Below are 12,797 nucleotides of genomic sequence, written 5' to 3'. Positions count from 1 at the left end.
AAAACGAGTATGGGAGATTTTTGCGTGAGTGCGTCGTTACGGCGACGCTGCGATCCGCGGCCCTTACAGAGAGCCTACAAAGGCCCCGGCCCAGAGCGCGACGGCGATGGTCGCAAGATACAGGATGCGGTCCCAGTTCAGGTTCACCAACAGGGTCATCCCGCGATATCCGTTCAGAACGTGTTGCATGTAGTGTCCGGCCTTCAACGCGATAGTGGTCAGGGTATTAACCGGCTTTTCCGATTCTTTTGTGACGACACTCGGGCGGAAAACATGACGTTTTCAGGGCAGGCCGCGCGCGCCCTGCCCCGCTCTTCCCGTCGCCGCCCGTACGGGGTCGATCAGGGGCAGAAGATGTCGTTGAACAGCGCGAACAGCATCACGCCAAGCACCAGCGTCAGGCCCACGGTCATCATGATCCGCAGCGCGCGTTCGCTGGGCGGCCGGCCGGCCACGGCCTCGTAGGCGTAGAACACCAGGTGGCCGCCATCCAGGACCGGAATCGGAAACAGGTTCAACAGGCCCACGGCGGTGGACAGCACCGCGATGAACCAGATGAAGCTGTCCACGCCCTGGCTCGCCATCGCGCCCGACACCTCGGCGATGCCGATGGGTCCCGACATGTTGCAGCTGCTGATCGCGCCGGTGATCATGTGATAGAGGCCCGACATCGACCCCGAGATCACCGCCCATGTCTGCGACACCCCATTCGACAGGGATTCGCCAAAGCCGCGCGGCCCGGTCTGCAATTCGTAGGGCAAGCCGCCGACGATGCCGATCCGCCAGTTGGTCTCGAACCCGCCGTCTTCCTGCGGCTCATCCACCCGGCGCGGCGTCAGGTCGAATTCCATCAGGTCGCCATCGCGCCACACGTCCAGCGCCACAGTCGCGCCGTCCGAGCCTTCGACCACGGCCTTGAGCTGGTCGAACGCATAGATCCTTTCGCCGTCCAGCCCGACGATCACGTCTTCCTGTTTCAGGCCCGATTCGAACGCCGCCGAGCGGGGCGACAGCTGGGTCACCAGCGGCGGCTGCGGGTGCGGTCCGGTCGCGGTGACAATCTCGCCGTCGCGGCGCACTTCGTAATCCAGCAGGGCTTCCCGTGGCAGCGCGTCGATGAAGGCCTGGAAGACCTCTTGGTCTTCCTCGTCCATGTTGATCAGCGTCGGAATCTCGCGCCCCTCGATCGCCAGCAGCTCGTCGCCCTCCTGCAGGGTGACACCGTCGAACGGCAGCGGGCGCAGGTTGTCGATGACATAGGGCTCGGTGACCTTGCCCTGGCTCATGATGATCGCGCCGAAGACAAGGATCGACAGGATGAAGTTGAAGACCGGCCCCGCTGCCACGGTCAGAGTCCGCGCCCAGAGCGGCGCGCCCAGCATGGTCTTGCGCCTGATCTCGGGCGGCATGTCCTCGACCGTGCCGTCGCTGGTGCCGCTGGCGGCGTTCGCGTCGCCCATGAACTTGACGTATCCGCCGAAAGGCAGCGCGGCCAGTTGCCAGCGCGTGCCGTGCCTGTCCATCCGGCTGAACAGGACCGGGCCGAACCCCAGTGAAAAGACATCCGCCTTGATGCCGCACCAGCGCCCGACGATGTAGTGGCCGTATTCGTGGATCGCCACGATGACCGACAGGGCCGCGAAAAAGGCCAGAAGCGTCAGGGCAAGGCCACCGAACTGCGGGAGAAAGCTTAATCCGTCCAAGGTCTGTTATCCGTCCTGCTCTTTCGCCACGCTGTCGACATACATCCTTGCCAGATGGTCCGCGCGGGCTGTTGTATCAAGGGTCATCGGCCTTTGGGCGATCTTGTCATGCCACTCCAGGCGGGCCAACACCTCTTCGACGATGGTGTTCATCTGCATGAACCCGATCCTGCCGGCGATGAAGTGGTCCAGCGCACGCTCCTTGGCCGCGTTGAACACCGCGCCCATAAGGCCCCGCGCCTCCATCACGTCGCGCGCCAGCCGCAGGGCGGGAAAACGCTCCGGGTCCGGCGCCTCGAAGGTCAGCTGTCCCACCCGGGCAAGGTCCAGCGGGGCGACCGGCAGGTCGCGCCGTTCCGGCCAGTTCAGCGCATAGCCTATGGCGTGGCGCATGTCGTGCGGACCCATATGGGCCATCATCGCGCCGTCCACGTAATGCACCATCGCGTGCACCAGGGATTCGGGATGGATCAGCACCTCGATCTGGTCGGGCTGCACGCCGAAGAACTCGCGCGTCTCGATCATCTCCATCGCCTTGTTGAACATCGAGGCGCTGTCGATGGTGATCCGCTGGCCCATGTCCCAGTTGGGATGGGTCGCGGCCTCGTCGGGCGTGGCGTGAACCAGCTGGTCCAGCGGCCAGTCGCGAAAGGCGCCGCCGCTGGCGGTGATGATGATGCGCTGCACGGCGACGGCGTCCTCGCCCACCAGCGCCTGGAAGATGCCGGAATGCTCGCTGTCCACGGGCAGGATGCGCGCGCCCGCACGCCGCGCGGTGCCCATCATCAGCTGCCCCGCCGCCACCAGCGATTCCTTGTTGGCCAAGGCCAGCGTCGCGCCGGTGCGCAGCGCCGCCAGCCCCGGCGCCAGCCCGGCAAAGCCCACGATGGCCGACATCACCCAGTCGGCGTCGCGCGCCGCGGCCTCTTCCAGCGCGGTCGCGCCGGCGGCGGCCTCGATATCGGTGCCGCGCAAGGCCGCGCGCAGATCGTCCAGCAGACTGTCATGCGCGGTCACGGCGATCTCTGCGTCGCAGGCGATGGCATCCTGCGCCAGTTGCGCGATGTTGCGCCCGCCGGTCAGGGCGACGACCTGGAACGCGCTGCGGTCGCGCTGCACCAGGTCCAGCGTGTTCTGTCCGATCGAGCCGGTCGCGCCCAGGATGCTCACGCGCTTCAAGCACCGGCCCCCGGCATCAGCCCCACGGCCCAGAACAGCAGCGCGGCGGCGCTACTGCCCAGCATGGCGTCGAAGCGGTCGAAGACGCCGCCATGGCCGGGAATGAGGCTCGAGCTGTCCTTGATTCCCTTGCGGCGCTTCACGGCGCTTTCGGCGATGTCGCCCATCTGCCCGGCAAAGCCCACCACCATCGACATCGGCACCAGTTCCAGCCCCATGCCCAGCGGCCGCAGAAAGAACATCCCCACGATCCCGGCCAGAAGCCAGCCCGCGATGGTGCCCGACCAGGTCTTCTTGGGGCTGATGCGCGGCCAGAATTTCGGCCCGCCCAGCATCCGCCCGGCGAAATACCCCGCCACGTCCGAGGCGATGACGACCAGGATCAGCCACAGGATCCACAGCGTTTCATGCCCCGCGCGCAACCACAGCAGCGCAAAGCAGGCCAGCAGGACCCAGGCGACCACGACAAAGGCCAGTGGCCCGTCTTGGGCCGTCTGACTGGCCGCGACCAGCGCGAGGCCCAGCATCAGGGGCAAGGCGAAGGTGCCGGGCAGGAAATTCAGCGCGACCATCACCACCGTGGCGGCAATTCCCAGGCCCACGGCCTGGCGTGTGGCGAACATGCGCCCGGTTTCCCACACCATGACGCCACAGATCGCGCAGACCAGCATTATGAAGAACAGCCCGCCCTGGTAGACCCCGAAGGCGCCCAGCACCAGCATCAGCACGCCCGACAGCGCCCGCCGGCGCAGGTCGGACCACTTCGCGCCGCCTGCACTCATGCGGTCACGGCCCCGAACCGCCGGTCCCGCACACCATAGCCGCGCAGAAGCTCGCCAAAGATTTCCGGCGTGAAATCGGGCCAGAGCGTGTCGATGAACTCGTATTCCGCATAGGCCGACTGCCACAGCAGGAAGTTCGAGATCCGCGCCTCGCCCGACGTGCGGATCACCAGGTCGGGATCGGGCAGCACGCAGGTGTCGAGGTACTTGGGCAGGGTTTCCTCGTTGACATCCTCGGGGCGCAACCGGCCCTCGGCCACATCACGCGCCAGGCGCTGGGTGGCGCGGCTGACCTCGTCGCGCCCGCCGTAGTTCAGCGCGATGGTCAGGTTCGTGCCGGTGCATCCTTGGGTCATCGCCTCGGCATCGTCCATCAGGCGGCGCAGCTTGGCGTCCAGCCGCGGCCGGTCGCCGATGAAGCGCACGCGCACGTTCTCGCGCACGAATTCCTGCATTTCCTTCATGATGTAGCGGCGAAACAGGCTCATCAGCCCCGCCACCTCGGTCTGCGTCCGCTTCCAGTTCTCGGTCGAAAAGGCGAAGATGGTCACGTACTCGACCCCGAAATCGGGACAGGCGGTGACGATCTCCTTGACCCGGCGCGCCCCCGCATGGTGCCCGAAGAGACGCGGCCGCCCGCGCTTTTGCGCCCAGCGGCCGTTGCCGTCCATGATGATCGCCACATGGCGCGGGCCACGCCCGGCGGATTGCTCCTGCATGTCTCGCGCCCCTGTCATCTCAGACCTGCATGATTTCGGCCTGCTTGGCCTCCAGCGCCTCGTCCACGGACTTGATGTGCAGGTTGGTCATCTCCTGCACCTCGGTTTCCCAGAATTTCTGGTCGTCCTCGGAGATGCCGTCGGCCTTGGCCTTCTTGATCTGGTCCATGCCGTCGCGGCGCACGTTGCGGATGGCGACGCGGGCGTTCTCGGCATATTGCGCGGCGACCTTGGTCAGTTCCTTGCGCCGCTCCTCGTTCAGCTCGGGGATGGGCAGCATGATGATCGTGCCGTTCATCTGCGGATTGATGCCCAGCCCGCTTTCGCGGATGGCCTTCTCCACCTTGTTCACAAGGCCCTTGTCCCAGACATTGATGGTCACCATGCGCGGCTCGGGCACGTTCACCGTGCCCACCTGGTTGATCGGCGTCATCGCGCCATAGGCATCCACCATCACCGGCTCCAGCATCGAGGCCGAGGCGCGGCCCGTCCGGAGCGAGGCAAATTCCGTGCGCAGGCTGGTCATCGCGCCGTCCATGCGCCGCTCCAGGTCCTTGGTGTCCAGTTCGAAGTCGTCGCTCATCTTACATCCCTTGTTCTTCCGGACGATGGTCTCGCCTCTATACCGGCAAGTTCCGCCCATTGTATAGGCCCCAGTCCCGTAGGAAAGCCTCAGGTTTCGCGTGGATTTCGCGCAGACGGCTCCTAGCCGCCAACCTTCGTATACGTGCCCGTCCCGTCCAGGATCGAGCGAAACCCGCCCGGCTCGTCCAGGCTGAAGACGATGATCGGCAGGTTGTTGTCGCGCGCCAGCGCGATCGCGCTGGCATCCATCACGCCCAGGTGCTTGGCCAGCACCTCGTCATAGCTGACCTCCTCGAACCGCTTGGCATCGTCGAACTTCATCGGGTCCTTGTCATAGACCCCGTCCACCTTGGTGCCCTTGAAGATCGCCTCGCAGGCCATCTCGTTGGCGCGCAGCGTGGCCGCCGTGTCGGTGGTGAAATAGGGGTTCCCGGTGCCGGCGGCAAAGATGCACACCCGCTTTTTCTCAAGGTGGCGCACGGCGCGGCGGCGGATATAGGGCTCGGCCACCTCGTCCATGCGAATGGCGGTGATCACCCGGCAGAACACGCCAAGCTTCTCCAGCGCGCTCTGCATCGCCAGCGCGTTCATCACCGTGGCCAGCATCCCCATGTAATCGGCGGTCGTCCGCTCCATCCCCTGCGCGCTGCCCTGCAGCCCGCGAAAGATGTTGCCGCCGCCGATCACCATGCAGATCTCGACGCCCATGTCATGGACCGATTTCACCTCGCGCGCGATCCGCTCCACCGTGGGCGGGTTCAGACCGTAATTCGCGTCGCCCATCAGCGCCTCGCCGGAAATCTTCAGCAGGACCCGGCTGAACGTGGTCTCGGGGGCGGCGGCGTCTGGCATGGGGCGGCTCCTTATGCGCGGTCTTGGAACGGTCCCGGAGCGGGTCGTCTCTTGGCGCGCAAAATGGGCGAAAACGGCCCCGGGTTCAATCGCCAAACCGGCCCGCGGGGCGCGCGCATGCCCGGATTTCCGCCAAAGCCGCTTAAAACCGGCGCGGAAACGTCCTAAACGAAGGACATGACCGCCCTGCCCGACATCCCTCCCGGCATTCCACCGGACCGGCCCGTGCTGATCGCCGGCCCCACCGCCTCCGGTAAATCCGCCCTGGCGCTGGCCCTGGCGGAACGCGACGGCGGGCGCATCATCAATGCCGACGCGCTTCAGGTCTTCGCCAACTGGCGCATCCTCACCGCCCGCCCCTCACCGAATGAGGAAGCCCTCGCGCCCCATGCGCTCTACGGTCATGTGCCTGGGGACGCGGCCTATTCCGTGGGCCACTGGCTGCGCGACCTGGCGCCATTGCTGCGCGACGGGCCCCGTCCGATCATCGTCGGCGGCACCGGGCTTTACTTTTCGGCCCTGACCGAGGGGCTGGCCGACATCCCCGCCACCCCGTCCGGGATCCGCGCCGAGGCCGACTCGCGGCTGGCAAGCCAGGGCCTGAGCGGCCTCCTCGACGATCTCGACCCCGACACCCGGTCGCGGATCGACACCGCCAACCCGATGCGCGTCCAACGCGCCTGGGAGGTGCAGCGCGCCACCGGCACACCCCTGGCCCGATGGCAGGACGCCACACCGCCCCCGCTCCTGCCGCCTGAGCAGGCCACGCGCCTCCTGGTCGACGCGCCCAAGGATTGGCTGACCCCACGAATCGAACGCCGCTTCGATGCGATGCTCGACGCCGGCGCGCTGGACGAGGCGCGGGCCAACCTGCCCACCTGGTCGCCCGCGCATCAATCCTCCAAGGCCATCGGCGCGCCCGAACTCATCGCCCACCTCGAGGGCGAAATGACGCTCGACGCCGCCCGCGAAGCCGCGATCATCGCCACGCGGCAGTACGCCAAGCGCCAACGCAGCTGGTTCCGCGCCCGCATGAAAAACTGGCAAACCCTCGCCGCCGCCGCGCTGTGACCGGGCTTTGTCCTTGTCACGCCTGTACAGAATCGGACATTCCTGCGTCCAATTCGATGCAATCTCTGCGCTCTGCGTACAGAATCACGACAATCGAGGTGCCGGACCGTGACATCCCATCCGCAACTCCAGACGCTCGCGCAGTGGATCGGACCGGGCGCATGGCGCGCCAGCCTGCCCCATAGCGACCCGCACCACGTGTTCCTCTGGATCACCCGCGGCCAGGGGCGCTGCCTGGTGGGCGGACGGCGGCGCGGGCTGGCGGTACATACCGCGCTGGTGCTGCCCGCAGGGTCTCTCTTCGCGCTCGACCCCGGCGCGCAGAGCTTTGGCCTGGCCTGCCGCATTCCGACGCGAACCGGCATCCTCATGCCGGACGAGCCGGTGCTCCTGCGCGTCCGCGACCCCCGCGCGCAGGCCGACCTGACCACGCTCTTGGAAACCATGCAGCGCGAACAGAACGAGGCCCGCGACTTCATGGACGAGGCGATGACCGCCCATGCCCAGCTTCTGACGGTCTGGCTGCGCCGCGCCCTGATCTCCGGCGCCGACGAGGCGCTCGCCCCCACCGCGGCCCATCGCCTGGTCGAGGCCTATGCCGCGCTGATCGAACGGGATTACACCACCGGCGCCTCGATGCAGGATTTCGCCCGGCATCTCGGCGTCACGCCCACGCATCTCAGCCGCGTGTGCAAGTCCACGGCGGGGCTGACGGCCTCGGCCATGTTGACGGGCCGCGTCCTGCACGCCGCCCGCAACCTGCTCGAAACCACCGACCGCGCCGCCAACCAGGTTGCCGCCGACCTCGGTTTCAGCAGCGCCGCCTATTTCTCGCGCTTCATCCTGCGCCATACCGGCAAGTCACCCTCGGACCTGCGCCGCGCCGCCCCGCGCAAGGCCGCCTGAAACCACGCCGGTCACGCGTATTTCCGCACCACCCGGTTGATTTCCGCGCGGGCGGGATGGAAAGTGAGACCTGTTGCCTCATTTATTCCCGCATCGCTCGTTGCAAGGCCCACGTTCATGTCCTCACGCCCCCCTGTTCCGCTTCATCCCGCCCTGCCCGCGCTCAATCGCGCGCTCAGGCGCGGGGCGATGGACCGGCGCGAGTTCCTGGCCCGCGCCTGTGGCCTCGGCCTCTCCGCGCCGCTGGCCCTGTCGATGGCCGGCCTTCCGGCCCCGGCGCGCGCGCAGGACACGGCCCAGATCGTGCCCGGCGGCACCCTGCGCATCCAGCAGAACGTCAAGGCGCTCACCGACCCCCGCACCTATGACTGGAGCGAGATGGGCAACCAGACACGGGGGTTCCTGGAATATCTCGTGGAATACGGCCGCGACGGCACCGTGCGCGGGATGCTCCTGGAGAACTGGGACGTGAACGCCGACGCGACAGAGTATCGCCTGAACGTGCGCGCCGGCGTGACGTGGAACAACGGCGACCCCTTCACCGCCCGCGACGTGGCCCGCAACCTCGAACGCTGGTGCGATGCCTCGGTCGAGGGCAACTCGATGGCCTCGCGCCTCAGGGGCCTGTGCGACCCCGAGTCCGGGCAGATCCGCGAGGATGCCGTGCGCGTGGTCGACGACACCGCGCTCGTCCTCACGCTCGCCAGCCCCGATATCGCGCTCATGGCCAACCTGTCGGATTATCCCGCGGCGGTGATGCATTCCAGCTACGACGATGGCGACCCGTTCGAGCACGGCATCGGCACCGGCCCCTTCCGCCCGGTCGAACTGGCCGTGGGCCAGCGCTGCGTGCTGGAGCGCAACAGTGATCACCGTTGGTGGGGCACCGACGTCCTGGGCGGGCCTTACCTGGACCGGGTCGAGTTCATCGACCTGGGCACGAACCCGTCCAGCTGGATCGACGCCGCCGAGGGCGACCGCATCGACCTGCTCTACGAATCCGTCGGCCATTTCATCGAGGTCCTCGACGCCATCGGATGGATCCGGACCGAAACCGAAAGCACCGCCACCGTCGTGATCCGCGGCAATGCCCGGGCCGAGCTCGAGGGCACGCGGCCCTATGCCGACCCGGTCCTGCGCCGGGCGCTGGCGCTCGCGGTCCGCAACGAGACCTGTCTGGAGCTTGGCTATTCCGGCTATGGTACCGTGGCGGCCAACGACCATGTCAGCCCGGTTCACCCCGCCCATGCCGATCTCGGCCCGGCCCCGTTCGACGCCGCCAAGGCCCGCGCCGACCTCGAAGAGATCGGGATGCTGGGCTACGCGCACGAGCTGATCACCGTCGATGACGAATGGCAGCGCAACACCGCCGACGCCGTCGTCGCCCAGCTGCGCGACGCCGGTCTGACGGTCCAGCGCACGGTCCAGCCCGGCGTCACCTTCTGGCAGAACTGGCGCGACTACCCGTTCTCGGTCACCCAGTGGAATCACCGCCCCCTTGGCGTGCAGGTGCTGGACCTCGCCTACCGTTCGGATGCCGTGTGGAACGAGACCGGCTTTGCCAACGAGGAATTCGATCGCCTGCTGGACCGCGCCATGTCGATGCCCGACGTGGACACAAGGCGGCAGACGATGGAACGCCTGCAATCCATCCTGCGCGAGGAAGGCGTGATCATCCAGCCCTACTGGCGCACGCTCTACAACCACCACAATGGCCGCCTTGCAGGGGCCGAGAAACACCCCTCGAACGAGATCCACCTGCACAAGATCGGCTTTACCGGCTGACTGCGGCGCGGACCCACAGCCACGACATCCCGAAAGGCCACCCCATGAAGATAACCCGCTCCGGCACCAACCCTTCCAAGCCCGGCCCGGAGGAGTATTTCACCGGCACCGTGCGGCTCGATCCGCTCTTCACCGCCGAGGCGCCGGGTCGCGCCGCAGGCCTTCATGTCACCTTCGAGCCGGGCGCGCGCACCGCCTGGCACACCCATCCCGCCGGCCAGACCCTGATCGTCACCTTCGGGCAGGGTCGCGTTCAGCGCGACGGCGGCCCGGTCGAGGAGATCCGGCAAGGCGATGTGGTCTGGTTCCCGGCGGGCGAAAAGCACTGGCACGGCGCGTCGCCCGACACGGCCATGAGCCATATCGCGATTCAGGAAAGCATCGACGGCAGTGCCGTCACTTGGATGGAAAAGGTTACCGACGCCGACTACGACGGCTAGGCCGCGGCGCGGCCTACTGCCCGTAGATGATCTTCACGTAGTTGCGGGTTTCCTTGTAGGGCGGAATCCCTTTATATTTCTCAACCGCCTTCGGCCCCGCATTGTAGGCCGCCAGCGCCAGCCGCCAGGACTTGAAGGTGCGGTATTGTTCCGCCAGGTACCGCGCCCCGCCATCGAGGTTCTGGTGCGGGTCGTTGGGATCGACGCCCAGATAGTTCGCCGTGCCGGGCATCAGCTGCGCCAGCCCGATGGCACCCTTGTGCGACACGGCGCGCGGGTTCCAGCCCGATTCCTGCTGCACCAGCCGCAGGAACAGGTTCTCCGGAATCCCGTGGCGGCGCGCCGAATCCTTGGCGACGTTCAGGTATTGTCCCTTGTACTTGCCGCTGTATCCCACGGCGGGGGCCGCGTCGTCCCATTTGCTGGGCGTGTGAACCTTCTGCGGCTGCAGACGGATCGAGGCGTTGTATTGCTGCTTGGCCCGGGTATCCAGCACCCGCGTCTGCGAGCTGAACACCCGCTGTTTGCCCTTGGTCGAGAGAATATCCGCCGTGGCCGCCATCGGCCATGCCAGTGACGCGCAGGTCACTGCAATCGCGAGCTTCCGCATTCTGGTTACCGTCCCTTGCTGTCCCACTACGATCCTCCGGTGCCTTGCGTCCCAGGGCCCGGTTCGAACCGTCTCGGGGCGCACTATACCGAACTCGGCTCAAATTGCCAGACTTGCGGTCCGCATTCCGGTCCGGCACCGCCCGCTTAGGATCTTCCCTGAATTTTAGCCTTTTCTTCATCCCTTCGGGGTGATGTAAGGTGAACGTTAACCAAGAGACCGCAGCAGGAGGGCGCCATGGCCGGTTCCGTCAACAAAGTCATTCTCATCGGAAACCTGGGGCGCGACCCCGAGGTGCGCACGTTCCAGAACGGCGGCAAGGTGTGCAACCTGCGCATCGCCACATCCGAGAACTGGAAGGACCGCAACACCGGCGAACGGCGCGAACGCACCGAATGGCACACCGTGGCGATCTTCAACGAGGCGCTCGTGAGGCTGGCCGAGCAATACCTGAAAAAAGGCTCCAAGGTTTATATCGAGGGCAAGCTGGAAACCCGCAAATGGCAGGACCAGTCGGGCCAGGACCGTTATTCGACCGAGGTCGTGCTGCGCCCCTATGCCGGCGAAATGACCTTCCTCGACGGCCGTGACAGCGGCGGTGGTGGTGGTGGTGGTGGCTATGGCGGCGGCAGCGGCGGTGGCTATGACCAGGATTACGGCGGCGGCCCGTCCGGCCCGTCCGACCAGGGCCGCTCGCAACCCTCGCCCTCGCGCGATTACGACGACGAGATCCCGTTCTGATCGGGGTCTGACCGATGCTGTCCTCTCTTTCACACGAGGGGCAGGCTTCGGTCACCGTCGTCACCTGCCTGGCGGTGGCCTATTTCATGATCTACCCCGCCCTGCGCCCGCGCCGCGCCTCGCGCATGGCGGTGTACGATCTTGGCGTGACGGGCGTGATGCTTCTGGTCAACGGCTGGCTTTTCGGGGGCACCGGCACGCGCTTTTCGCTCTGGCTGTTCGACACCAACTGGGTCGTCTTCACCATCGTTGTCGCCCTCGTCATCGAAACGCCGCTGATGCTGTGGTATGTCCGCCGCAACGGCATGACCTGGGACTGATGCGCTACCAGATCCAGTCGATCACGCTCAGCACAACAAAGACCGGCACCGACAGCGCCACCGCCACCAGCCACGCGGCATAGGCCGTGGGCCGCACGCTGGGCGCGGTCACGCCGCGCACCGGATCGGTCTTCTTCGCCATGACCGGGATTAACCATGATTTAGGTTATCATCGCCTTAATGGCGGGCATGTCTCTGACCTGGACCCTTCGCGACACCGCCCCCGATCCGCCAGGGCCTTGCGCACTGCACCAGCACCCGCGCTACGGCGCCGCCATGCGGGCCATCGGGGCCGATGTCGGGTGGTATGCGCTGACTTGTGGTGCGCGCACGCTTGGCACCGCGCAACTCCTGCGCCGCCGCCTTGGCCCCTTGCGCCTGACATGGCTGCCGCGCGGCCCGGTGCTGGCCCCCGATGCCGATCCAGACGCGGCCCTGCTGCCCTTGCCCGGCCCCTCCATTGTTCAGCCTGACACGCCAGGAACCGCCCGCCTCTACCGCTCACACGGCTATCGCGCCCTGCTCACCCCGGCCCACGTCGCCGAACTGGACCTCACGCCGGACCCCGGGACCCTCTTCACCGGCCTGCACGGCAAATGGCGCAACCGGCTGCGCGCCGCGCAATCCGGCCCCCTGCGCACGCATGATCGCCCGTTCGATCCCGACCGCGACGCCGACCTGCTGACCCTCGACCGGCACCAGCAGCGCGCCCGTGGCTATCGCGCCCTGCCGCCGGGCTTCACGCTCGCCTTTGCCGCCACCCACCGGCAGGCCACGCGGCTTTTCACCGCCCATGACCGTGCCGGGATGCTGGCCTACCTGCTCTTCCTGCTGCATGGGCAAACCGCCACCTACCACATCGGCTGGGCCACCCCCGCCGCCCGCCGGACCCACGCCCATACCCTGCTGATGTGGCAGGCCATCACGCATCTCGCAGATCGTGGCGTCACCCGGCTCGACCTCGGCCCCATCGACACCGAGACCGCCCCCGGCCTCGCCCGCTTCAAGCTGGGCACGGGCGCCACCTCGCGCCCCCTCGGCCCCACGCTCCTGCGGCTTTTGCCGCACCGCGGCGCCACCATCGCCGCGTAACACCTTTTTCCC

General features: G+C 66.9%; 16 protein-coding genes. 7 read left to right on the top strand and 9 right to left on the bottom strand.

Going from position 1 to position 12,797, the window contains the following annotated elements; all coding sequences use genetic code 11:
- Positions 1 to 63: 63 nt before the first annotated feature.
- From KUV49_RS21505 to pyrH, 7 genes are all read right to left on the bottom strand, one after another.
- Positions 64 to 189, bottom strand: coding sequence for a hypothetical protein (locus KUV49_RS21505; protein ID WP_261391182.1), 126 nt, complete (start codon positions 187 to 189; stop codon positions 64 to 66).
- Between the two features lie 152 nt (positions 190 to 341).
- Positions 342 to 1,703 carry an RIP metalloprotease RseP gene (gene rseP, locus KUV49_RS12215; protein WP_222450182.1) on the bottom strand — a complete coding sequence of 454 codons (1,362 nt, stop codon included), beginning with the start codon at positions 1,701 to 1,703 and terminating at the stop codon, positions 342 to 344.
- Between the two features lie 6 nt (positions 1,704 to 1,709).
- Positions 1,710 to 2,882, bottom strand: coding sequence for a 1-deoxy-D-xylulose-5-phosphate reductoisomerase (gene dxr / locus KUV49_RS12210; RefSeq protein WP_222450181.1), 1,173 nt, complete (start codon positions 2,880 to 2,882; stop codon positions 1,710 to 1,712).
- Complete coding sequence (locus KUV49_RS12205; RefSeq protein ID WP_222450180.1) at positions 2,879 to 3,664, bottom strand: phosphatidate cytidylyltransferase; 786 nt, start codon at positions 3,662 to 3,664, stop codon at positions 2,879 to 2,881. The genes dxr and KUV49_RS12205 overlap by 4 nt, the downstream gene beginning before the upstream one ends.
- Positions 3,661 to 4,401, bottom strand: coding sequence for an isoprenyl transferase (locus KUV49_RS12200; protein ID WP_261391181.1), 741 nt, complete (start codon positions 4,399 to 4,401; stop codon positions 3,661 to 3,663). Before KUV49_RS12200 ends, KUV49_RS12205 begins: the two co-directional genes overlap by 4 nt.
- A gap of 1 nt (position 4,402) precedes the next feature.
- Positions 4,403 to 4,966 (bottom strand): ribosome recycling factor, encoded by a 564-nt coding sequence (gene frr / locus KUV49_RS12195; protein WP_222450179.1) that lies wholly within the window; start codon positions 4,964 to 4,966, stop codon positions 4,403 to 4,405.
- Positions 4,967 to 5,088: 122 nt separating this feature from the next.
- Entirely contained in the window at positions 5,089 to 5,820 is a 732-nt protein-coding gene (gene pyrH, locus KUV49_RS12190) for a UMP kinase (protein ID WP_222450178.1), read from the bottom strand.
- Between the two features lie 177 nt (positions 5,821 to 5,997).
- Between pyrH and miaA the strand changes: the two genes are divergently transcribed.
- The 4 genes from miaA (at position 5,998) to KUV49_RS12170 (ending at position 10,022) form a co-directional block, all read left to right on the top strand.
- Entirely contained in the window at positions 5,998 to 6,891 is an 894-nt protein-coding gene (gene miaA / locus KUV49_RS12185) for a tRNA (adenosine(37)-N6)-dimethylallyltransferase MiaA (RefSeq protein WP_222450177.1), read from the top strand.
- A gap of 108 nt (positions 6,892 to 6,999) precedes the next feature.
- A complete protein-coding gene (locus KUV49_RS12180) occupies positions 7,000 to 7,797 on the top strand; it encodes a helix-turn-helix domain-containing protein (RefSeq protein ID WP_222450176.1) in 798 nt (265 codons plus the stop codon).
- Positions 7,798 to 7,914: 117 nt separating this feature from the next.
- Positions 7,915 to 9,582, top strand: a complete 1,668-nt coding sequence (locus KUV49_RS12175) for an ABC transporter substrate-binding protein (RefSeq protein WP_261391180.1) — start codon at positions 7,915 to 7,917, stop codon at positions 9,580 to 9,582.
- Positions 9,583 to 9,626: 44 nt separating this feature from the next.
- Positions 9,627 to 10,022: a cupin domain-containing protein gene (locus tag KUV49_RS12170; protein ID WP_222450175.1), complete on the top strand. Its 396-nt coding sequence runs from the start codon at positions 9,627 to 9,629 to the stop codon at positions 10,020 to 10,022.
- A 13-nt stretch (positions 10,023 to 10,035) separates the two neighbouring features.
- Here the strand turns inward: KUV49_RS12170 and KUV49_RS12165 are convergent, their stop codons facing one another.
- Positions 10,036 to 10,632 (bottom strand): lytic transglycosylase domain-containing protein, encoded by a 597-nt coding sequence (locus KUV49_RS12165; RefSeq protein ID WP_152492384.1) that lies wholly within the window; start codon positions 10,630 to 10,632, stop codon positions 10,036 to 10,038.
- A gap of 237 nt (positions 10,633 to 10,869) precedes the next feature.
- Here KUV49_RS12165 and ssb point away from each other — a divergent pair, with 237 nt between their 5' ends.
- Both ssb and KUV49_RS12155 read left to right on the top strand, forming a co-directional pair.
- On the top strand, positions 10,870 to 11,373 hold the full coding sequence (ssb, locus tag KUV49_RS12160) for a single-stranded DNA-binding protein (RefSeq protein ID WP_152495589.1): 504 nt from the start codon (positions 10,870 to 10,872) through the stop codon (positions 11,371 to 11,373).
- 14 nt (positions 11,374 to 11,387) lie between these two features.
- A complete protein-coding gene (locus KUV49_RS12155; RefSeq protein ID WP_222450174.1) occupies positions 11,388 to 11,693 on the top strand; it encodes a hypothetical protein in 306 nt (101 codons plus the stop codon).
- Positions 11,694 to 11,697: 4 nt separating this feature from the next.
- Here the strand turns inward: KUV49_RS12155 and KUV49_RS12150 are convergent, their stop codons facing one another.
- A complete protein-coding gene (locus KUV49_RS12150) occupies positions 11,698 to 11,835 on the bottom strand; it encodes a hypothetical protein (RefSeq protein WP_222450173.1) in 138 nt (45 codons plus the stop codon).
- 47 nt (positions 11,836 to 11,882) lie between these two features.
- Here KUV49_RS12150 and KUV49_RS12145 point away from each other — a divergent pair, with 47 nt between their 5' ends.
- On the top strand, positions 11,883 to 12,785 hold the full coding sequence (locus tag KUV49_RS12145) for a GNAT family N-acetyltransferase (protein WP_222450172.1): 903 nt from the start codon (positions 11,883 to 11,885) through the stop codon (positions 12,783 to 12,785).
- Positions 12,786 to 12,797 lie beyond the last annotated feature (12 nt).

The sequence above is a fragment of the Roseovarius atlanticus genome, from assembly GCF_019802205.1.
In the GTDB taxonomy this organism is placed as follows: domain Bacteria; phylum Pseudomonadota; class Alphaproteobacteria; order Rhodobacterales; family Rhodobacteraceae; genus Roseovarius; species Roseovarius atlanticus_A.
This window is presented reverse-complemented; position numbering and strand designations above follow the sequence as displayed.